General features: G+C 28.0%; 20 protein-coding genes. All 20 read left to right on the top strand.

Annotated features, from left to right (window positions below; all coding sequences use genetic code 11):
* Positions 1 to 2: 2 nt before the first annotated feature.
* The 20 genes from nuoI (at position 3) to AC5SLO_RS03400 (ending at position 19,797) form a co-directional block, all read left to right on the top strand.
* Positions 3 to 488, top strand: a complete 486-nt coding sequence (gene nuoI, locus AC5SLO_RS03495) for an NADH-quinone oxidoreductase subunit NuoI (RefSeq protein WP_494572614.1) — start codon at positions 3 to 5, stop codon at positions 486 to 488.
* Between the two features lie 2 nt (positions 489 to 490).
* Positions 491 to 1,123: an NADH-quinone oxidoreductase subunit J gene (locus AC5SLO_RS03490; RefSeq protein WP_494572613.1), complete on the top strand. Its 633-nt coding sequence runs from the start codon at positions 491 to 493 to the stop codon at positions 1,121 to 1,123.
* The gene (gene nuoK / locus AC5SLO_RS03485; RefSeq protein WP_494572612.1) at positions 1,116 to 1,427 is read left to right on the top strand and encodes an NADH-quinone oxidoreductase subunit NuoK; all 312 of its coding nucleotides are present in this window, start codon (positions 1,116 to 1,118) and stop codon (positions 1,425 to 1,427) included. Before AC5SLO_RS03490 ends, nuoK begins: the two co-directional genes overlap by 8 nt.
* A 1-nt stretch (position 1,428) precedes the next feature.
* The gene (nuoL, locus tag AC5SLO_RS03480; protein WP_494572611.1) at positions 1,429 to 3,342 is read left to right on the top strand and encodes an NADH-quinone oxidoreductase subunit L; all 1,914 of its coding nucleotides are present in this window, start codon (positions 1,429 to 1,431) and stop codon (positions 3,340 to 3,342) included.
* Positions 3,342 to 4,835: an NADH-quinone oxidoreductase subunit M gene (locus AC5SLO_RS03475; RefSeq protein ID WP_494572610.1), complete on the top strand. Its 1,494-nt coding sequence runs from the start codon at positions 3,342 to 3,344 to the stop codon at positions 4,833 to 4,835. Before nuoL ends, AC5SLO_RS03475 begins: the two co-directional genes overlap by 1 nt.
* On the top strand, positions 4,835 to 6,250 hold the full coding sequence (gene nuoN, locus AC5SLO_RS03470) for an NADH-quinone oxidoreductase subunit NuoN (protein WP_494572609.1): 1,416 nt from the start codon (positions 4,835 to 4,837) through the stop codon (positions 6,248 to 6,250). Before AC5SLO_RS03475 ends, nuoN begins: the two co-directional genes overlap by 1 nt.
* Positions 6,250 to 6,813: a biotin--[acetyl-CoA-carboxylase] ligase gene (locus AC5SLO_RS03465; protein WP_494572608.1), complete on the top strand. Its 564-nt coding sequence runs from the start codon at positions 6,250 to 6,252 to the stop codon at positions 6,811 to 6,813. The genes nuoN and AC5SLO_RS03465 overlap by 1 nt, the downstream gene beginning before the upstream one ends.
* Positions 6,810 to 7,556, top strand: coding sequence for a type III pantothenate kinase (locus tag AC5SLO_RS03460; protein WP_494572607.1), 747 nt, complete (start codon positions 6,810 to 6,812; stop codon positions 7,554 to 7,556). The genes AC5SLO_RS03465 and AC5SLO_RS03460 overlap by 4 nt, the downstream gene beginning before the upstream one ends.
* A gap of 2 nt (positions 7,557 to 7,558) precedes the next feature.
* Positions 7,559 to 9,214 carry a ribonuclease J gene (locus AC5SLO_RS03455; protein WP_494572606.1) on the top strand — a complete coding sequence of 552 codons (1,656 nt, stop codon included), beginning with the start codon at positions 7,559 to 7,561 and terminating at the stop codon, positions 9,212 to 9,214.
* On the top strand, positions 9,215 to 9,460 hold the full coding sequence (locus tag AC5SLO_RS03450) for a DUF1467 family protein (RefSeq protein WP_494572605.1): 246 nt from the start codon (positions 9,215 to 9,217) through the stop codon (positions 9,458 to 9,460). It begins immediately after the preceding gene.
* Positions 9,461 to 9,462: 2 nt separating this feature from the next.
* Complete coding sequence (proS, locus tag AC5SLO_RS03445) at positions 9,463 to 10,797, top strand: proline--tRNA ligase (RefSeq protein ID WP_494572604.1); 1,335 nt, start codon at positions 9,463 to 9,465, stop codon at positions 10,795 to 10,797.
* Positions 10,794 to 12,026: a lipoprotein-releasing ABC transporter permease subunit gene (locus AC5SLO_RS03440; RefSeq protein ID WP_494572603.1), complete on the top strand. Its 1,233-nt coding sequence runs from the start codon at positions 10,794 to 10,796 to the stop codon at positions 12,024 to 12,026. Before proS ends, AC5SLO_RS03440 begins: the two co-directional genes overlap by 4 nt.
* On the top strand, positions 12,019 to 12,708 hold the full coding sequence (locus AC5SLO_RS03435) for an ABC transporter ATP-binding protein (RefSeq protein ID WP_494572602.1): 690 nt from the start codon (positions 12,019 to 12,021) through the stop codon (positions 12,706 to 12,708). Before AC5SLO_RS03440 ends, AC5SLO_RS03435 begins: the two co-directional genes overlap by 8 nt.
* Positions 12,689 to 16,105, top strand: a complete 3,417-nt coding sequence (dnaE, locus tag AC5SLO_RS03430) for a DNA polymerase III subunit alpha (RefSeq protein ID WP_494572601.1) — start codon at positions 12,689 to 12,691, stop codon at positions 16,103 to 16,105. The genes AC5SLO_RS03435 and dnaE overlap by 20 nt, the downstream gene beginning before the upstream one ends.
* 129 nt (positions 16,106 to 16,234) lie before the next feature.
* Positions 16,235 to 17,056, top strand: coding sequence for a 30S ribosomal protein S2 (gene rpsB, locus AC5SLO_RS03425; protein WP_494572600.1), 822 nt, complete (start codon positions 16,235 to 16,237; stop codon positions 17,054 to 17,056).
* Positions 17,056 to 17,907, top strand: coding sequence for a translation elongation factor Ts (tsf, locus tag AC5SLO_RS03420; RefSeq protein ID WP_494572599.1), 852 nt, complete (start codon positions 17,056 to 17,058; stop codon positions 17,905 to 17,907). Before rpsB ends, tsf begins: the two co-directional genes overlap by 1 nt.
* A complete protein-coding gene (gene frr / locus AC5SLO_RS03415) occupies positions 17,908 to 18,459 on the top strand; it encodes a ribosome recycling factor (RefSeq protein ID WP_494572598.1) in 552 nt (183 codons plus the stop codon).
* The gene (uppS, locus tag AC5SLO_RS03410; protein ID WP_494572597.1) at positions 18,456 to 18,923 is read left to right on the top strand and encodes a polyprenyl diphosphate synthase; all 468 of its coding nucleotides are present in this window, start codon (positions 18,456 to 18,458) and stop codon (positions 18,921 to 18,923) included. Before frr ends, uppS begins: the two co-directional genes overlap by 4 nt.
* A complete protein-coding gene (locus AC5SLO_RS03405; RefSeq protein ID WP_494573781.1) occupies positions 18,899 to 19,132 on the top strand; it encodes an undecaprenyl diphosphate synthase family protein in 234 nt (77 codons plus the stop codon). The genes uppS and AC5SLO_RS03405 overlap by 25 nt, the downstream gene beginning before the upstream one ends.
* Complete coding sequence (locus AC5SLO_RS03400) at positions 19,132 to 19,797, top strand: phosphatidate cytidylyltransferase (RefSeq protein ID WP_494572596.1); 666 nt, start codon at positions 19,132 to 19,134, stop codon at positions 19,795 to 19,797. The genes AC5SLO_RS03405 and AC5SLO_RS03400 overlap by 1 nt, the downstream gene beginning before the upstream one ends.
* Position 19,798: the final 1 nt, after the last annotated feature.

The following is a 19,798-nucleotide window of genomic DNA, read 5'->3' as shown; positions in this document are numbered from 1 at the left end:
TTATGAAAATATCTAGAATATTTAAAACAATTTTTTTATTAGACTTCTTAGGAGGGTTAAAAATTGCTTTAAAAGAAATTTTTAAATCAAAAAAAACAATTAATTATCCTTTTGAAAAAGGAAAAATTTCTCCTCGTTATAGAGGTGAGCACGCTTTAAGAAGATATCCCAATGGTGAAGAAAGATGTATAGCTTGTAAATTATGCGAGGCTGTTTGTCCTGCTCAAGCTATTACGATCGAATCTTCTGAAAGAGAAGATGGTAGCAGAAAAACTACTCGATATGACATTGATATGATGAAATGTATTTATTGTGGTCTTTGTGAAGAGTCTTGTCCTGTAGATGCAATCGTTCAAGGCCCAAACTTTGAATTTTCTACAGAAACAAGAGAAGAACTTTATTACAACAAAGAAAAATTATTAGATAATGGAGACAGGTGGGAGAATATTTTAGCAGCAAATATTAAGGCTGATAATCCCTATAGATAATTATGTTAGCGCACGCAATTTTTTTTTATATATTTGCATTTATAGCAATAGTTTCGGCCATCATGGTAACCGTTTCTAAGAATACTGTTCATTCTGTTTTTTTTCTAATTTTAGATTTTATAAGTATTTCATGTTTATTTATCATGATAGGTGCAGAATTTTTAGGCATGATTATGCTAATTGTTTATGTTGGTGCCGTTGCTGTTCTATTTTTATTTGTTGTTATGATGCTCAATGTTGCTCAACAAAAAAATCAATGGTTTTCTGCTAAAGAAAGCTCAAAACATATCCCAATAGGGTTGATAGTAAGTGTCATTATATTTTTTGAATTAATTATAGTTATAGGTGGCTGGAAGTATAAACCAGATGTTGTTTCTGCAATGTCCTTACCTATAGATCAAGATATCAGCAATACACACTCTATAGGTTATGTACTTTATACTGACTATATACATATATTTCAACTTAGTGGCATGATTTTGCTTGTAGCAATGATTGGTGCAATAGTTTTAACTTATAGAAGAAGATCTGGTGTTAAAAGGCAAGGATATTTTAATCAAATTACTAGAGAAAGATCAGATAGTGTTGAGATAATTGATGTCAAAATAAATGAAGGAGTAAAGGCAGATGATTAGTATTGGATTGGGTCATTATTTAACCTTGGCTGCAATAATATTTACCATTGGCATAGTTGGATTATTTTTAAATAGAAAAAATATTATTGTAATATTGATGAGTATTGAGCTGATATTGCTATCAGTAAATATAAACCTTGTTTCATTTTCTATATTTTTAAATGACATATCTGGACAAATTTTTACATTATTTATTTTAACAGTAGCAGCTGCTGAAGCAGCAATAGGTTTGGCAATAATTGTTGTTTATTATCGAAACTCTTCAACTATAGATGTTGAAAATATTGATAGCCTAAAAGGATAAAATGGAAATTGCATTATTACTTCTTCCTTTACTAGCATCAATTATTTCAGGTTTTTTTGGTAAATATTTGGGTGACAGGAATTCTGAAATTATCACAAGTGTTTTTGTTTCAATTTCTGCAATAATCGCTTTACTGATATTTTATAATGTCATTGTTAATGACTATGAAAATAACGTTGTCGTTGTCACATGGATTAACTCTGGAAGTTTAGATGTTAACTGGTCCATAAAAGTAGATGCTTTATCTTCCGTAATGTTAGTTGTTGTGACTTTAGTTTCTGCTTTGGTGCATATTTATTCGATAGGATATATGTCTCATGATCCACACAAACCTAGATTTATGGCATACTTATCACTATTTACTTTTTCAATGCTTACGTTGGTTACTTCAGATAATTTTCTTCAGCTATTTTTTGGTTGGGAGGGAGTAGGTCTTTGCTCTTATTTTTTAATTGGTTTTTGGTTTAAAAAAGACTCTGCTAATTCGGCAGCAATCAAAGCTTTTGTTGTAAATAGAGTAGGTGATTTTGGTTTCGCTTTAGGAATATTTTTGATTTTCTATTTATTTGGCACGGTAAATTATAATGAAGTATTTAATCAAATTCCCCAAGTTGTGGATAAAGAATTATTTTTTTTGGGTATGAATATAGACGCTGTTGATCTTATTTGTATTCTTTTATTTATTGGTGCAATGGGTAAGTCAGCACAAATATTTCTACATACATGGTTGCCTGATGCGATGGAGGGACCGACGCCTGTATCAGCTTTAATACATGCTGCAACTATGGTTACAGCTGGAGTTTTTTTAGTAGTTAGATGTTCTCCAATTTTTGAATATTCACCTTTAACACTTAATATAATTACAGTAGTGGGAATGACTACAGCATTTTTTGCTGCAACTATTGCTTTAGTTCAAACTGATATTAAAAAAATCATTGCTTACTCTACGTGTAGTCAATTAGGCTATATGTTTTTTGCTGCTGGTGTGGGCGCATATAATGTTGCAATGTTTCACCTTTTCACTCATGCCTTTTTTAAAGCATTACTTTTTTTAGGTTCAGGCTCAGTTATTCATTCATTCCAAGATGAACAAGATATCAACCAAATGGGTGCTGTATATAAAAAGTTACCTTACACATATATCTTTATGATTATTGGCACTTTAGCACTTACAGGATTTCCTTTTTTGTCAGGCTTTTACTCAAAAGATGCAATTATAGAATTTGCATATCTTAAAGGTAACACGACAGGATATTATGCAGCTGGAATTGGTATTTTTACTGCTGTTTTAACCTCAATTTATTCTTGGAGATTAATTTTTAAAACATTTCATGGTGAATACAATAATAGAAAAATTGATATTAATGAAATGCACGAGTCACCTTTGGTAATGCTTATACCTTTATTTGTGCTTGCAATTGGTGCAATATTTGCTGGTTTTTTGTTTAAAGATTTATTCATTGGTAATGGTGAGCAAAATGTTTTTTGGGGAAATTCGATAAAATTTTTAAATCCTTTGAGCATAGAGCATCCACCTTTATGGTTTCTTTTAACCACCCCAATTTTAGTATTGATATCTATACCACTTGCTTATTACTTGTTTGTTAAGAATAAAGATATACCAAATCGTATCGTTCAATCCAATAAACCCCTATATAATTTTTTAATAAATAAATGGTATTTTGATGAGCTTTATAATGTTTTGTTTATTCAATCTTCAAAAAAAATTGGTTTATTTTTTTGGAAAATAATTGATGTTAAGGTGATCGATAAATTTGGTCCAGATGGAGTTTCTTTATTGATTAAAAATTTATCATTACGAGCTAGTAAATTTCAAAGTGGATTTATTTATCAGTATGCTTTCATCATATTGTTAGGATTTTCTGCATTATTAACTTTTTTAATTTTAAACTAATGAATTTTCCAATTCTATCATCGTTAATTTTACTTCCAGTAATTGGTTCTTTGTTTTTACTTTTTTCAAAAGATAAAAATTCAAATACAGGAAAGTATGTTGCTTTATTTACATCTTTTGTTAATTTTTTAATTTCAATTTATCTTTGGTATCAATTTGATCCAACTACATCGAGCTTTCAATTTGTCGAAGATAGAGAGTGGTTAAAAGGTTTCATTAATTATAAAATAGGTGTTGATGGTATATCTATATTGTTTGTTGTTTTAACTTCATTCATAACTCCTCTTTGCATTATATCAGTCAACAATTCTGTTAAATATAGATTAAGAGATTTTTTGATTGCAATTTTGGTGATGGAAAGTTTAATGATTGGTGTTTTTTGTTCATTAGATCTAGTAATATTTTATTTATTTTTTGAAGCTGGTTTAATCCCTATGTTTTTAATAATTGGAATTTGGGGTGGCACAAGAAGAGTTTATTCAGCATTCAAATTTTTCTTATACACACTTCTTGGTTCTGTATTAATGTTAATAGCTATAATTTCAATTTACTGGATATCTGGAACAACTGATATTACTCAACTTTATGAACTTGGAATAGATAGCAAATATCAAAATTTATTATGGCTTGCCTTCTTTTGTTCATTTGCTGTTAAAACACCAATGTGGCCAGTACATACTTGGCTACCAGATGCCCACGTAGAAGCTCCAACAGCAGGATCTGTTTTACTTGCTGCTATATTACTAAAAATGGCTGGATATGGTTTTATAAGATTTTCTTTAGGACTTTTTCCTATAGCTTCTGAATTATTTACACCTCTAGTTTATATTTTAAGTTTAATTGCTATTGTCTACACATCTTTAGTTGCATTAATGCAAGAAGATATGAAGAAATTAATAGCATATTCTTCTGTTGCTCATATGGGTTTTGTTACTTTAGGTATATTTACAATTACTCAGCAAGGTATCGAAGGAAGTATATTTCAAATGATTAGTCATGGACTAGTTTCTGCAGCATTATTTTTATGTGTCGGAATTATTTATGACCGTATGCATTCAAGATTAATAGCAACTTATGGTGGATTAGTATCTGTTATACCAAAGTATTCAATATTATTTATGCTTTTTACTTTAGCAGCTTTAGGTTTGCCTGGTACAAGTGGTTTTATTGGAGAGTTCTTAATACTAATGGGAGCCTTTAAAGACAATTTTTTAGTTGCAGTTATAGCTAGCTTGGGTGTTATTTTTGGTGCAGCCTATATGCTCTGGTTATATAGAAGGGTTGTTTTTGGTACAATTGTAAACAAAGATCTTTTAAAAATGACTGACCTTGATAATTCAGAAAAGCTAATATTATGGTCTTTAGCAATTCCAGTATTGTTCTTTGGGTTTTATCCAGAGCCAATTATCAATACAATAGAAGTTTCAGTAAAAGATTTAATTGAGATGTATAATTTTAATTTAAATAATAATATTGCAGCGGTAAATAATTAATGAACAATATAGCTTCCATTTTACCAGAAATTTTTATTTCACTTTCAATAATGTTTTTACTTCTTCTTGGAGTATTTAAAAAGAATAGTTCAATTATTGTACATTATTGTGCTTTAGCTTCTTTATTAATTACTGGTGTGTTGATTTTTAATGAGTCATTAAATCAAAATATTATGTTGTTTAATGACAGTTATGTTGTCGATAAACTTTCATCATATATGAAAATTCTTACAATTATTGCCACAGCATTTGTTTTATCTATATCAACTAGATATCTAAAAATATTTAAGATTTTTTTAATAGAATACCCAATTTTAATACTATCCTCAGTACTAGGAATGATGGTGATGATTAGTTCTAATGATCTTATGGTGTTTTATATTGGTCTAGAACTTCAGTCATTAGCTTTATATGTTTTAGCTTCATTCAATAGAGATCAATTAAAATCATCAGAGTCTGGACTTAAATACTTTGTTCTAAGTGCCTTATCATCAGGTTTATTGCTTTATGGATGCTCTCTAATTTATGGCTTCTCAGGGTCTACAAATTTTGAAATTATAAATAACTCAATGAACTCAGATAATTATGGATTAACTTTTGGAATTGTTTTTATTTTAGTTGGGTTAGCTTTTAAGATATCAGCAGTCCCATTCCATATGTGGGCTCCTGATGTGTATGAAGGTTCTCCTACAGCAGTAACATTATTTTTTGCACTAGTACCAAAAGTTGCTGCACTTACAGTATTTATAAGATTTTTATATGTACCTTTTGTAAGCATGATTGAACAATGGCAACCTATATTAATTTTTTTATCTATTGCCTCTATGATTTTTGGAGCCATTGCAGCGATAGGTCAAAGTAATCTTAAAAGGCTTATTGCCTATAGTTCAATTGGTCATATGGGATATGCTCTTGCAGGATTATCAGTAGGTTCTAACGAAGGAATTCAAAGTTCAATTGTTTATATAAGTATTTATTTAGTTATGAATTTAGCATTTTTTAGCTGTCTATTAATGCTTAAGCGAAACGATGAATATTTTGAAACCATTGATGATTTATCTGGTTTATCAAAAAATCATCCAATCTTATCATTATCTTTACTTATCATATTATTTTCATTAGCAGGCATTCCGCCATTGGCAGGCTTTTTTGCAAAATTTTATATATTTAAAGCTGTAATAGAACAATCAATGTATTTTTTAGCAATCGTTGGATTGTTATCTACTGTAATAGCGGCGTTCTATTATCTTAAAATAATTAAAGTTATTTATTTTGATCATGAAAAAGACAAATATGATGATGATCATAATATTTGGTTAAAAGCATCACTAACTTTATCAACATTGTTAATTCTTTTATATTTTATCTTTCCAGGTCAAATAGTTGAGGTAGTCTCAAGAATTAATATTCTTTGATGAAGCTAAAAAAATTCAATTTTAAAATAGTAAATAGCACAAATAATTTAGCGCATAAAATAATACTACACTCAAAAAATAAGTTTGGGATTGTTTCAGCAGAAAAGCAAGTTAAAGGTAGAGGGCAATATGGTAAAACTTGGGTATCTCCAAAAGGCAATCTGTATGTAAGTATTTTTTTTCCAATAGACAATAAACACTTTGATTTAAAGAAATTTACTTTCATAAATTGTTTATTAGTTAAAAAAACAATCTCTTCATTCTATAAAGGAACTATAAAAATTAAAAAACCAAATGATTTACTAATTGATAATAAAAAAGTCTCAGGAATATTACAAGAAACTCTATTAAAACTTGATCAAAAATTCATAATTATTGGAATAGGTATAAATTTGATTAAAAATCCAAATTTAACAAATTATCCTACCGCCAATCTTTTAGATTTAACAAATAGCAAAATAACAGTTAATAATGTTCGAAGAAACTTAATAAAAATTTATGAAAAATATATTCCGATGATACAAAAAAATAATATTAAAAAAATATATAGTATTTTGAAATGATAATAGTTGGAGATATAGGAAACACAGAGACAAAGGTTTGTTTAATTGACAAATCAAACAAGATTATTAAAAAAATAATAATCAAAACTAAAGATATTAATAATAATTCTCTATCATTGCTATTGACTAAATTAAAGTTGAGCAAAATAAATATTAAAAAAGTTTTATTTTGTAGCGTTGTACCTAAAGCTTTTAATCAAATTAAAAAAATTTTTTATCAAAATCTTAAGATTAAAATTTACGAACTTAAAGATTTAGATCTAAAAAAAATGATTAATATCAAGGTTAATTATAAACAAATTGGATCTGATAGATTGGCTAATGCTTTAAGTGTTATTGGTGAAAAAAAGAATTATATTATTTTAGATTTTGGTACAGCAACAACTTTTGATGTATTAGTTAAAAAAAATTATTATGGTGGTGTAATAGCCCCCGGTGTTAAACTGTCTTTAAAAACATTATCTGATAGAGCTAGTTTAATACCCAATATAAACCTAAAAAAGCCAAAAAAAGTTATTGGCCAAAATACCATAAATGCAGTTAGGTCTGGTTTTTTTTGGGGATATGCAGGTTTAATTGACAATATTGTTAATTTAATTAAGAAAGAGACAAAGAAGTCCTTTGTAATAATAATTACTGGAGGATTTTCTAATTTGTTTAAAAAATCAATCAAAGCGAAAGTTACATTAAATAAAGATATTACTATTAATGGCTTAATCAAAGCCTCAATTCTAATTAAATAAATATGAAAGATGAATTATTATTTTGCCCTTTAGGTGGCTCTGGTGAAATTGGAATGAATATGAATTTGTTTGCTTATGGAAAACCGGGTGAACATAAATGGATTATGGTAGATATTGGTGTAACATTTGCTGACGATACCATTCCAGGTGTTGATCTAATATATCCAGATCCAGGTTTTATTGTTGATAAAAAAGAAGATCTGCTAGGAATTATTTTAACACATGCGCACGAAGATCATATTGGTGCAATAGCTTTGCTATGGCCACAGCTTAAGTGTAAAATTTTTGCAACACCATTTACTGCTGTTTTAATTAAAGAAAAATTTAAAGAAAAAAATATAGATATAACTAATTATTTAAAGATTGTTCAACTTAATGGTACAGTAAATCTAGAACCATTTAAGATAGAATATATAACATTAACCCACTCTATACTTGAACCTAATGGACTAAGAATTGAAACACCGGCTGGTATAATTTTACATACTGGAGATTGGAAGATCGATCCAGAACCTTTAATTGGTGAAAAAACTAATTCAAACAGACTAAAAGAAGTTGGTAAAGAAGGTGTTCTGGCAATGATATGTGACTCAACAAACGTATTCAGCATGGGTAAAGCAGGCTCAGAGTTAGATGTTAGAAAGAGCCTATTAAATATTATGGGTAGTCTAAAAAAAAGAATTGTCATGGCATCTTTTGCATCAAATGTTGCACGAATGGAGACAGCTTTTTATTGTGCAGAAAAAACTGGCAGACAAATTTCTTTAGTTGGTCGATCAATGCATAGAATTTTTAAAGCTGCTAGACAATGTGGTTATTTAAAAAATGTAATTGAACCAATAGATGCTAGAGAAGCAAAAAAAATATCTAGAGAAAAAATTGTTTATTTATGCACAGGTAGTCAGGGTGAGCCAATGGCAGCTTTGATGCGAATTGCCAGCTACACACATCCTGATGTTTTTATTGAGAAAGATGATACAGTTATTTTTTCATCTAAAATTATTCCAGGAAATGAAAAAAAATTGTTTAAATTGCAAAATCAATTAGTCAAAGATGGCATCGAAGTTATTTCAGAAGAAAGTGAATTTGTACATGTTTCTGGTCACCCTAATCGAGACGACTTAAGAGAAATGTATGATTGGGTGAAGCCTAATTGTGTAATACCAGTGCATGGAGAGCATCGTCATATGATTGAACATATGAAATTTGCTCATGAAATGAAGGTGCCACATCCAGTACAAGTACAAAATGGTGATATTGTAAAATTATTTCCAGGAAAACCTCATGTATTTGATAAAGCACCTAGTGGTAGACTTTATCTTGATGGAAATATGAGTGTTGAAGAAGACTCACAGTCGATAAAAGATAGAAAAAATTTAAGTGCAAATGGATATATGGAAGTTACAATTTTAATTTCTCAAAAAGGAAATATACATAAAAGACCAGTATTAACTTTTAGAGGTATTCCAGTTTATGATGTAGATGAATTTATTTATGGATTAGAGGAAGCTATTGAAGGTACAATAAAAACCTTTTCTTTAGGTAATAAAAAACAAGAGTATAACTTAATCGATGCATTAAAGATCACTTGTAAAAAATATACTAAAGAAATGACAGGAAAAAAACCTTTTACAAATATCAATTTAGTAAAAATTTAGATGAGCGCAACAGGACTAGCAATTATTTATATCATAATATGGTGGATAGTGTTTTTTGCAATTTTACCAATAGATGTTAATAGAAATAAGACTATTAAGATTGAAGGTGAGGATGCGGGATCTCCTGAAAATCCAAAGATGTTAAAAAAATTTTTTTATTGTACTGGTATTACATCCTTAATTTTTATGATAATTTATATTTTAATTAAATATGAATACTTAAATTTAAGAAATATAATTAGTTAAATATGCATATATCAAAATCATTTATACCCATATTAAAAAATAACCCTTCTGAAGCTAAAATAAAATCACACCAATTGATGTTAAGGGTCGGTATGATAAAACAATCCTCGGCGGGTATTTACTCTTGGTTACCTTTAGGATTTAAGGTGATGAAAAAAATTGAACAAATTGTAAGAGAAGAACAAAACAAAATTGGTGCTCAAGAAATTTTAATGCCTACTATTCAATCTAGTGAAATTTGGAAAGAAAGTGGACGCTATGACGATTACGGAGAAGAAATGTTAAGGATAAATGATCGCCAGAATAGAGAAATGTTATATGGTCCAACAAATGAGGAGTTAGTCACTGATATATTTAGATCTAGTATTAAATCATATAAATCATTGCCACAATTATTATATCATATTCAATGGAAATTTAGAGACGAAGTAAGACCAAGATTTGGAATAATGAGATGTAGAGAATTCTATATGAAAGATGCTTACTCGTTTGATGTGAATGATGAAGAGGCTGTATTTTCTTACAATAAATTCTTCTTATCGTATTTAAAAACTTTTAAAAGACTTGAGTTAACTGCAATTCCTATGGCTGCCGATACAGGTCCAATTGGAGGAAATCTTTCACATGAATTTATTATTCTTGCTGACACAGGTGAAAGTAAAATTTTTACAGACAAAAGAATTTTTGACTTGAATAGCGATGGTTCAATAATAGAAAAAAATTCTTTAGAAAATTTAAGAAAAAAATTTGAACAATATTATTCTGTTACAGATGAAAAATTTAAAAAAGAAGAATTTGAAAAAGAAGTTTCTGTTGAAAATAGATTGATAACAAAAGGAATTGAAGTTGGGCATATATTTTATTTTGGAGATAAGTACTCTAAACCATTAAATGCATCAGTAGATTTACCTGAGGGTAAGAAGGATTTTGTTAAAATGGGATCTTATGGAATCGGTGTGTCCAGGTTAGTCGGTGCAATTATTGAAGCTAAGTATGATGATAAAGAAGAAATCATGAAATGGCCATTTGCTATTGCTCCATTTGAACTAGCAATATTACCAATGATGAACAAAAATGATAATTCAACTTTAGAAAAAGCAAATAAAATTTTTGAATTTTTTAATGTCAATGGTATTGATGCAATAATTGATGATATGGATGAAAACCTATCAGCTAAAATTAAAAAATTTAATTTAATTGGCGTTCCTTTTCAAATTATTATTGGAAAAAAGTCAGATGGTGATTTGCTAGAATTTAAAGAAATCGGCAAAGATCCTCAAAATTTAACTTTAGATCAAATATTAAAAATTTTAATTAAACAAAAAGAAAAAAATTGATTTCTACTTTAGAAAAAGAGATTACATTTAGATATCTAAAAACTAGAAAAAAAGATGGTTTTTTAAATATAATTTCAATATTTTCTTTTATTGGAATAAGTCTGGGTGTTGCTGTTTTAATTATCGTTATGTCGGTAATGAATGGTTTTAGAACAGAACTTATAAACAAAATTGTTGGTTTTAATCCTCATATTACTATTAAGCCTTACGAAAATTCTATCTCTGTAGATAAACTTAAAAATAAAGAGTTAAAAAAGATTTCTGAAGAATTGCTATATAGTAATTCGGGTGAAGCAATTATTATTAGTCAAGATTTTACCAAAGGTATTGTTTTAAGAGGGTACAGTCAAAAAGATTTCTCAAAGCTTAACGTGGTAAATAAAGGTCGATTTTCTGGCAATTCGAAGAAACTTTATAAAAACAATATTTCAATCGGTAAGGAATTAAGTTTTGATTTAGAACTTAAGATCGGAGATAAATTATCAATTATTTCTCCATCTGGGATAGAAACTATTATTGGTAATTTACCCAAACAAGAAGTTTTTACGGTTAGCTCAATCTTTGAAAGTGGATTAGCTGACTTTGATAGAAATATAGCTTTTATAAATATAGATACATTAGACAATTTTTTTGATTTTAATAAAGATAATAGAAATTTAGAAATTTATCTTAAAAATCCTTCAGACATAGTTATTGCAAAAAATAAAGTTAAAGAAATATTTAAAGATGAATTTATTTATACATGGGCTGATATGAATAGCTCGTTATTTTCAGCATTAAAAGTTGAGAGAAATGTAATGTTTATAATTTTGTCTTTAATAATATTAGTAGCAGCATTTAATATAATTTCAGGTCTTACAATATTAGTGAAAAATAAAACTAGAGATATTGCAATTCTTAAATCAATAGGTGTTTTAAATAAATCAATTACTAAAATTTTTTTCTTAGTAGGAGTTACAATTGGGACGACAGCTACAATATTTGGTATTTTATTAGGTGTATTATTTTCACTTTATATTGAAAATATTAGACAGTTTTTGAGTTATACTTTTAATATAAGTTTGTTTCCTGAAGAAATTTATTTTTTAAGTAAAATGCCAACAGAAATAAACCTTGTTTCTATATTGATAATCTCCGTTTGTTCGATTTTAATAACTATAATTGTTTCAATATATCCTGCTATAAAAGCCTCTAAGCTTGATCCAGTAAAAGGTTTGAAATATGAATAATCTTATAAATTTAAAGAATATCTCTAAATCATTTTATAATAATAAAAAAATTTCAGTATTAAAAAAAATAAATTATTCATTTACGAAGGGTAAAATTTACTCTTTAGTAGGACCATCTGGTTCTGGGAAATCAACTTTGCTTAATATTTTATCAATGATTGATAGGCCGACTAGTGGAAATTTATCTATCAGTAATAAAGTGGTGAATTTTTCTGAAACTTTAGACAATGATAAAATAAGATCAGAAAAAATTGGCATTATTTATCAACAAAATAATTTATTGACTGACTTTACCGCTTTAGAAAATGTTTACATGGCCCATTTAGCTTTAACTAATAATAAAATAGAGGCAAAACATAAGGCTCAAATAATTTTAAAAAAAATGGGTTTAAAATCTAGAGAAGATCATTATCCATCTGAATTATCTGGTGGTGAAATGCAGAGAATAGCAATTGCTAGAGCACTGATTAATGAACCTGATGTAATATTAGCAGACGAACCAACTGGAAGTTTAGATCAAAGTACCGCTAAAGAAATTTTTGATATTCTTTATAAATTAAAGGACAAGAATAGATTAATTATATATGCAACTCATAATAGATATTTTGCCAATATGGCAGATTGCAAATTAGAAATGATTGATGGTAATATAAAAACTATCAATGCAAAATTCAAACAATAAACATTTTAATCACTTCAAAGTTCATACTCAGTACTCCATTTGTGAAGGTGCTATCAAAATTGAGAGTTTAAAAGATTTTTGTAAAGAAAATAAATTAGTTTCTGTTGGAATTTGTGACACCGAAAATTTATGTGGTGCATTAGAATTTTCTGAAAATATCTCTAAAGTAGGCACTCAACCTATTATTGGAACTCAAATTAATTTTAAATATGAAGACACAACAGGTTTACTTCCCTTAATCGCTCTCAATGAAAATGGTTACAAAAAAATTATTGAATTATCTTCAAAATCATATTTAGAAAATGACGTTTTATCAAAACCACATTTGGATATCAAAGAATTATTAGATAACATTAGTGATGTTATTCTTTTATCAGGGACAAATAATGGCTTATTTGGCAAGTTATTTGAAAAAGGAAGATTTGATGAAATACAAAAAATCTACAAAGATTTACTAAAAAATTTTAAAGATAATTTTTATTTAGAAATTCAAAGACATGGTGATCAAAATGAAATATCCTTTGAAAAGTTTAATTTAGAACAATCTTTTAAATTAAAAATTCCAATTATTGCATCAAATGAAGTCTATTATTTAACCAAAGACATGCATGAAGCCCATGATGCTCTTACTTGCATTGGTGAAAAAACATATCTTAATGATAAAAATAGAATTAAATATAGCGATCAACACTATTTTAAGTCTTCAGAAGAAATGTGTGCTCTATTTTCTGATTTACCCGAAGCTTTAGAAAATAATTTTAATTTACCATTCAGGTGTAGTTTTAGACCTCAGTTTTCCAAACCTGTTCTTCCTAATATAAGCACAGAAAAAGATGGAAGTGCTGATGAGATATTGAAAAAGGAATCATTAAATGGATTGAAAGAAAAGTTTTTTAAAGTTTTTAAAATTGAAGAAAAAAACCTCATTAATGACGAAAAATTTTTATTTTATAAGGATCGTTTAGATCATGAATTAAGAATTATAATTGAAATGAAATATCCAAGTTATTTTTTAATAGTTTCTGATTATATTAAATGGGCTAAGAAAAATGATATTCCAGTAGGACCCGGTAGAGGTTCTGGTGCTGGTTCCTTAGTAGCATGGTGTTTGTCAATTACTGATGTTGACCCAATAAAGTTCAATCTAATTTTTGAAAGATTTTTAAACCCAGATAGAATATCTATGCCTGACTTTGATATAGATTTTTGTGAAGAAAAAAGAGATCTTGTATTTGAATATTTAACTACAAAATACAAAGACAGCGTTGCTCATATAATTACTTTTGGAAAATTAAAAGCAAGAATGGTTATAAGAGATGTTGGTAGAGTTTTAGGTTTACCATATGGTTTTGTAGATAGCATTTCTAAGATGATACCATTTGATCCTTCACGTCCACAAAGTTTAATTGAATGCATAAATAGTGAGCCAAGACTTCAAAAATTAGTAAATGAAGATCCTCGAGTTAAAAAACTTACTGATTTATCACTAAAGTTAGAGGGACTAAATCGGAATGTTGCAACTCATGCTGCTGGTGTTGTTATAGCCGACAGAAAATTAACTGAAATAGTTCCTTTATATAAAGACGCCTCTGCAGATCTTTTATTACCATCAACTCAATTTGATATGTATTCTGCTGAAAATGCGGGTTTAATAAAATTTGATTTTTTAGGTCTAAAAACTTTAACAGTCATTAATAGAACTCAAAAACTAATTAAAAAGAAAAATAAAGATTTTAATATCGAAGACATAAATTTTGAAGATCAAAAAGTTTTTGAATTACTTTCATCGGGCAATACAGTTGGTTTATTTCAGGTGGAGAGTGCTGGAATGCGTGAAGCATTAATGCAAATGAAACCAAATCATATTGAAGATATTATTGCATTAGTTGCTTTATATAGACCAGGACCTATGAGTAATATTCCTGTATATAACGATTGTAAGCATGGAAGACAAACGCCTGATTATTTACACCCTCTTTTAGAAGATATCCTCAAACCAACATATGGTGTCATAATCTATCAAGAACAAGTAATGCAAATAGCTCAAAAATTATCAGGTTTTACGGCAGGTGAAGCTGATATTTTAAGAAGGGCAATGGGTAAAAAGAAAAGAGCTGAACTCGAAAAGCAAAAACAAGGATTTATCGCTGGAGCGCTAAAAAATGGTATTAGCAAAGATGTTGCGGCAAGTATTTTTTTAAAGATTGAACCATTTGCAGAGTACGGTTTTAACAAAAGTCATGCTGCAGCATATGCAATAATTTCTTATCAAACAGCATTTTTGAAAACTTATTATCCAAAAGAGTTTTTTGCTGCATCAATGACAATGGATATTTCAAATCAAAATAAATTAAGTGAATTTCATGAGGAACTTAAAAGAATAAATATTAATGTTGTAAGACCAGATATTAATAAATGTTATGCTGATTTTAAATTTGATGAAGAAAACTTTTATTATGCTTTGGGTGGAATTAAAAGTGTTGGGTTTGACGCCATATCTAATGTAGTTAAAGAAAGACTAACAAATGGTGAATTTAAATCCATTAATGATTTTTTAAATAGAGTAAATCCAAAGGATATTAATAAACTTCAATTAGAAGGGTTAGTTAAAGCAGGAGCCTTTGACAATATTGAAAAGAATAGACAAGCATTGTTTAATTCAATTCCAAACTTCATTCTCAAAACTAAAAACATTCATGAAAACAAAGCAGCTAATCAAATAGACTTGTTTGGTGTTGATGAAGAACAGGATAATGAAATTATTCTTAATATGGAGGATTGGAAATTTGAGGATAGACTTTCAAGAGAATTTGAAGCTGTTGGTTTTTTTATATCGGACCATCCTTTAAATCAGTTTAAAGAAATTTTTGATGATTATAAAATTGTAGATTATATAAAGTTTAATTCTGATGATAATATTAAAGATGCAAACATAGCAGCTACTTTATTAAAAATTTCTGAACGTAAAACAGCCAAAGGAAACTCTTATGGAGTTATTAAATTTACAGACTTAACTAGTGTATTTGAACTTTTTATCTTTTCGGACATTCTTGAGCTTAATAGAGAAATTTTAATTGAGGGAAATTCATTAATTATTACTTTAATTAAAACAATTTCAAATGATGAAAATAAATTAAAAAGAATAAATGTTCAAAAAATTGCCTCTCTTAAAGACTTATTTAATAAACCAGTTAGTGAAATTGCTTTTAATATTAAGACTGTTGATGATATTGAAAAAATATCCAAATTATTAAATGAAGAGGGGACAACAGAGGTAAAAATTAATTTAGAGACTAACGACAACAATATTAGTTTTAAACTTAAGAACAGACGTTTAATCGATAGAAAAGCTATAAATTTACTAAGAAAAGACGATATTTCAGTAATAATACAATAAAAAAGACTTGTTTGTTTCATTAAATATTTGTAAATACCTGGTAAATTAAATTAACACGCACACAGTTTGTGGTTTTATACCTCCGGTCCTTAAATGGAAATTACTGTGGTGGCTTAACCGGGAATAAATATGAAAATACCAAGTTTAACTATCCAACAACTATTAGAAGCAGGAGTACACTTAGGTCACAAGACTCTAAGATGGAACCCAAAAATGAAAAAGTACATTTTTGGAAAAAGAGACTCAATACATATTATTGATTTAACTCAAACACTAGAACTTACCAATGTAGCTTTAGAAAAAGTTTACAATACAATTGCTAATAACGGAAAAATACTTTTTGTATCAACAAAAAAGCAAGCATCAGAAGCTATAGCTGAAGTTGCTAAAGAAACTGGCCAATACTTTGTAAATTATAGATGGTTAGGTGGAATGCTAACTAACTGGGGAACTATCTCAGGTTCAATTAAGAAAATGAAAAAATATGAGGCAGATCTTGTTGCTGAAAATAGAGGTTTCACAAAAAAAGAATTATTAAAAATGAGTGTCAAAAAAGACAAATTGGAACGAGCTCTAGGAGGAATTGCTGAGATGAAAAAAGTTCCAGATTTAGTTTTTATAATTGATACTAATTATGAATCTTTAGCAATAGCTGAGGCATCTAAATTGGGCATTCCAATTTGTGCTATTTTGGATAGTAATTCAAACCCTGATGGAATAGATTTTCCAATACCGGGAAATGATGATGCTAGAAGAGCAATTGATCTTTATTGTAATTTAGTAAAAGAAACTATCGAAAACGCAAAAAAAGCTGCTCCAGCAAAAGTAGATGACAAACCAGAAGCAGATGAAGTCAAATCAAAAAAAGCATCTACTAAAACAGTTCAAGAAATTGATAGAGAAAAACTTGATGCCAAATTTGCTAAAAAGGATAAAAAAAAATTAAACTAATGAGTGATATAGAAAAAGTTAAACAATTACGTGAAGCAACTGGTGCTGGTTTTAAAGATTGTAATCTTGCAATTAAAGAGTCTGGTGGAGATTTAGATAAAGCTGTTGAGATTTTAAGAGTTAAAGGCATATCTAAAGCTTCTAAGAAAATGTCAAGAGATGCTAAAGAAGGTGTAATTGCAACTTCTGGTGATGAAAATAAAATTTCTATTATTGAAGTTAACTGTGAAACAGATTTTGTTGCCAAAAACGATGATTTTGTATTATTTGCTAAAGAATTGAGTGAACTTAATAATCAAGCAGAATCTAATATTGAAAAGCTAAGCGAAACTAAAATGTCAAATGGCGAAACTGTTAAAGATAGTTTAGTTGCACTTATAGCTAAAATGGGTGAAAAAATAACAATAGGTAGAGCAAAAACTTTTAATTACTCAGGTTCTAAAAATTTCAACTACCTACATACAGTTGTTAAAGATAATTTGTCTAAACTTTCTGTTATTGTGTCGCTTGAAGTTAAAGATGTTTCAGATCAAGTCAAAACTTTTGGAAAACAATTGGCAATGCACATTGCAGCGTCTAGTCCCTTGTCTTTAAATGCAGACTCAATTGACAAAGATCTTATACAAAAAGAACTAGAATTAGTCACAGAAGAACTTAAAAGCTCAGGCAAACCAGATGAAATTGTTCAAAAAATTAGTTTAGGTAGAATGAATAAATTTAAAGAGGAAAATGCATTATTAACTCAAGCTTGGGTTATGGAACCAAAAAAGAAAGTTCAAGATATTGTTAAAGAACTTAATATTTCTGGTTTAAAGATTAATGATTTTTATAGATTAAAAATTGGTGAATAAATGTTTAACGACAAAACATATAATCAAAAAATGGATAAAACCATTGAGGTTTTTTCTAAAGAACTAACATCTTTAAGAACAGGTCGTGCAAATGCTGCAATGCTAGATCTTGTTAAAGTTGATGTGTACGGCCAAGCTATGCCAATAAATCAAGTTGCTAGTATTACAACACCTGAACCAAGAATGATAAATATTCAAGTTTGGGATGCCAACAATGTTTCATTAGTAGATTCAGCTATAAAAAAATCTGAATTGGGTTTAAATCCTCAGATAGATGGTCAATTAATAAGATTACCTGTTCCAGATTTAAGTGAAGAAAGAAGAGTGGAGATTAAAAAAGTTATTAAATCAATGGGTGAAAAGTGCAAAGTATCAATTCGAAACATTAGAAGAGAAGCTAATGATGAGTTAAAGAATTTACTTAAATCTAAAGAAATTAGTGAAGATGATGAAAAGAAATATGAAAAGATAGTACAAACGTTTACTGACAATCATATTAAAACGATTGATCAAAAAGTTGAGATTAAAGAAAAAGAAATCATGACTATATGAACCCAATTAAACATGTTGCCATTATTATGGATGGAAACGGTAGATGGGGCATTAAACACAAAAACTCTAGAAATGCTGGTCATAGAGCTGGCTTAAACAGTGTAGAAAATATTATTAACGAATGTTTAAAAATAAACATTAAATACTTAACACTTTACACTTTCTCTACTGAAAATTGGAAAAGACCAAAAAAAGAAATAAATTTTTTATTTAATTTATTAGAAAATTTTCTTACTAACAAAATTGATAATTTAATAAAAAAAAACATCAAATTAAAATTCATTGGTGAAATCAATAAATTACCAAAAAAATTAAAAGCACTTATAAAGAAATCTGAATTCAAGACATCTAAAAATCTATCTTTACAGGTTAATGTTGCCTTAAACTATGGTTCAAAAAATGAAATTGTTCAATCTATAAAGAATATTAAAAAAAAAGAATCATTATTAATAAAGAAAACATAGATAAAAATTTATTTACAAAGAATATAATCGATCCAGATATCTTAATCAGAACCGGAAACACACAAAGGTTAAGTAATTTTATGCTTTGGCAGTTAGCGTATACAGAAATTTTTTTTGAAAAAAAATTATGGCCAGATTTTAACGTTAGTGATTTTAAAAAAATATTAAATAGATTTAAAATTATAAAAAGAAATTATGGTTCAATATAATGTCTTCTGAATTAAAAAAAAGAATACTAACATCTATTTTGTTATTCTCATTACTTTCTGCAATGTATCTTTACTCATTTATAATGATTGGCTCATTATTAATTATGGCAATAATTGTATGGATTGAATTCTATGCAATGGTTTCTAAAATTATAAAAAAAAATAAATTCAAAGATAGATTGTTAAGATTTATGCTTAAGTCAGGTTCCTTATTATATTTATCATTATTCGTTTATTTTGTATTTCTTATTGAATCTCACTTAACGGATTTAAAAATATATTTATTATATTCAGTTTTAATAGCTATTTCGTCAGACATTGGAGGACTTATATTTGGAAAAACCTTTAAGGGTAAAAAACTAACTAAAATAAGTCCTAATAAAACGATATCGGGCTCAATTGGATCTTTTGTATTATCAATTTTTTTAATACCAATATTCTACAATAATTTAATTATATACGATTTTCTAACTTTATTAATATTAACAATTGCAATTTCTCTAACTTCTCAATTAGGTGATTTATTTATTTCTTATTTAAAAAGAAAAGCGAAAGTTAAAGATACGAGCGATCTTTTACCTGGCCACGGTGGTTTACTTGATAGAGTAGATGGTATAATTTTTGCTGCACCATTAGGTGTTTTTTTATTAAATCTTTTAAACTAAA

It is taken from the genome of Candidatus Pelagibacter sp. PS_44 (assembly GCF_059417735.1).
This window is presented reverse-complemented; position numbering and strand designations above follow the sequence as displayed.

Coding starts and splice junctions, on each gene's coding strand:
- AC5SLO_RS03490 (WP_494572613.1), top strand. CDS start 491: ATGTTAGCGCACGCAATTTTTTTTTATATATTTGCATTTATAGCAATA.
- AC5SLO_RS03475 (WP_494572610.1), top strand. CDS start 3,342: ATGAATTTTCCAATTCTATCATCGTTAATTTTACTTCCAGTAATTGGT.
- frr (WP_494572598.1), top strand. CDS start 17,908: ATGTTTAACGACAAAACATATAATCAAAAAATGGATAAAACCATTGAG.
- nuoN (WP_494572609.1), top strand. CDS start 4,835: ATGAACAATATAGCTTCCATTTTACCAGAAATTTTTATTTCACTTTCA.
- uppS (WP_494572597.1), top strand. CDS start 18,456: ATGAACCCAATTAAACATGTTGCCATTATTATGGATGGAAACGGTAGA.
- AC5SLO_RS03435 (WP_494572602.1), top strand. CDS start 12,019: ATGAATAATCTTATAAATTTAAAGAATATCTCTAAATCATTTTATAAT.
- proS (WP_494572604.1), top strand. CDS start 9,463: ATGCATATATCAAAATCATTTATACCCATATTAAAAAATAACCCTTCT.
- nuoL (WP_494572611.1), top strand. CDS start 1,429: ATGGAAATTGCATTATTACTTCTTCCTTTACTAGCATCAATTATTTCA.
- dnaE (WP_494572601.1), top strand. CDS start 12,689: ATGCAAAATTCAAACAATAAACATTTTAATCACTTCAAAGTTCATACT.
- AC5SLO_RS03450 (WP_494572605.1), top strand. CDS start 9,215: ATGAGCGCAACAGGACTAGCAATTATTTATATCATAATATGGTGGATA.
- rpsB (WP_494572600.1), top strand. CDS start 16,235: ATGAAAATACCAAGTTTAACTATCCAACAACTATTAGAAGCAGGAGTA.
- nuoI (WP_494572614.1), top strand. CDS start 3: ATGAAAATATCTAGAATATTTAAAACAATTTTTTTATTAGACTTCTTA.
- AC5SLO_RS03400 (WP_494572596.1), top strand. CDS start 19,132: ATGTCTTCTGAATTAAAAAAAAGAATACTAACATCTATTTTGTTATTC.
- nuoK (WP_494572612.1), top strand. CDS start 1,116: ATGATTAGTATTGGATTGGGTCATTATTTAACCTTGGCTGCAATAATA.
- AC5SLO_RS03455 (WP_494572606.1), top strand. CDS start 7,559: ATGAAAGATGAATTATTATTTTGCCCTTTAGGTGGCTCTGGTGAAATT.
- AC5SLO_RS03465 (WP_494572608.1), top strand. CDS start 6,250: ATGAAGCTAAAAAAATTCAATTTTAAAATAGTAAATAGCACAAATAAT.
- tsf (WP_494572599.1), top strand. CDS start 17,056: ATGAGTGATATAGAAAAAGTTAAACAATTACGTGAAGCAACTGGTGCT.
- AC5SLO_RS03460 (WP_494572607.1), top strand. CDS start 6,810: ATGATAATAGTTGGAGATATAGGAAACACAGAGACAAAGGTTTGTTTA.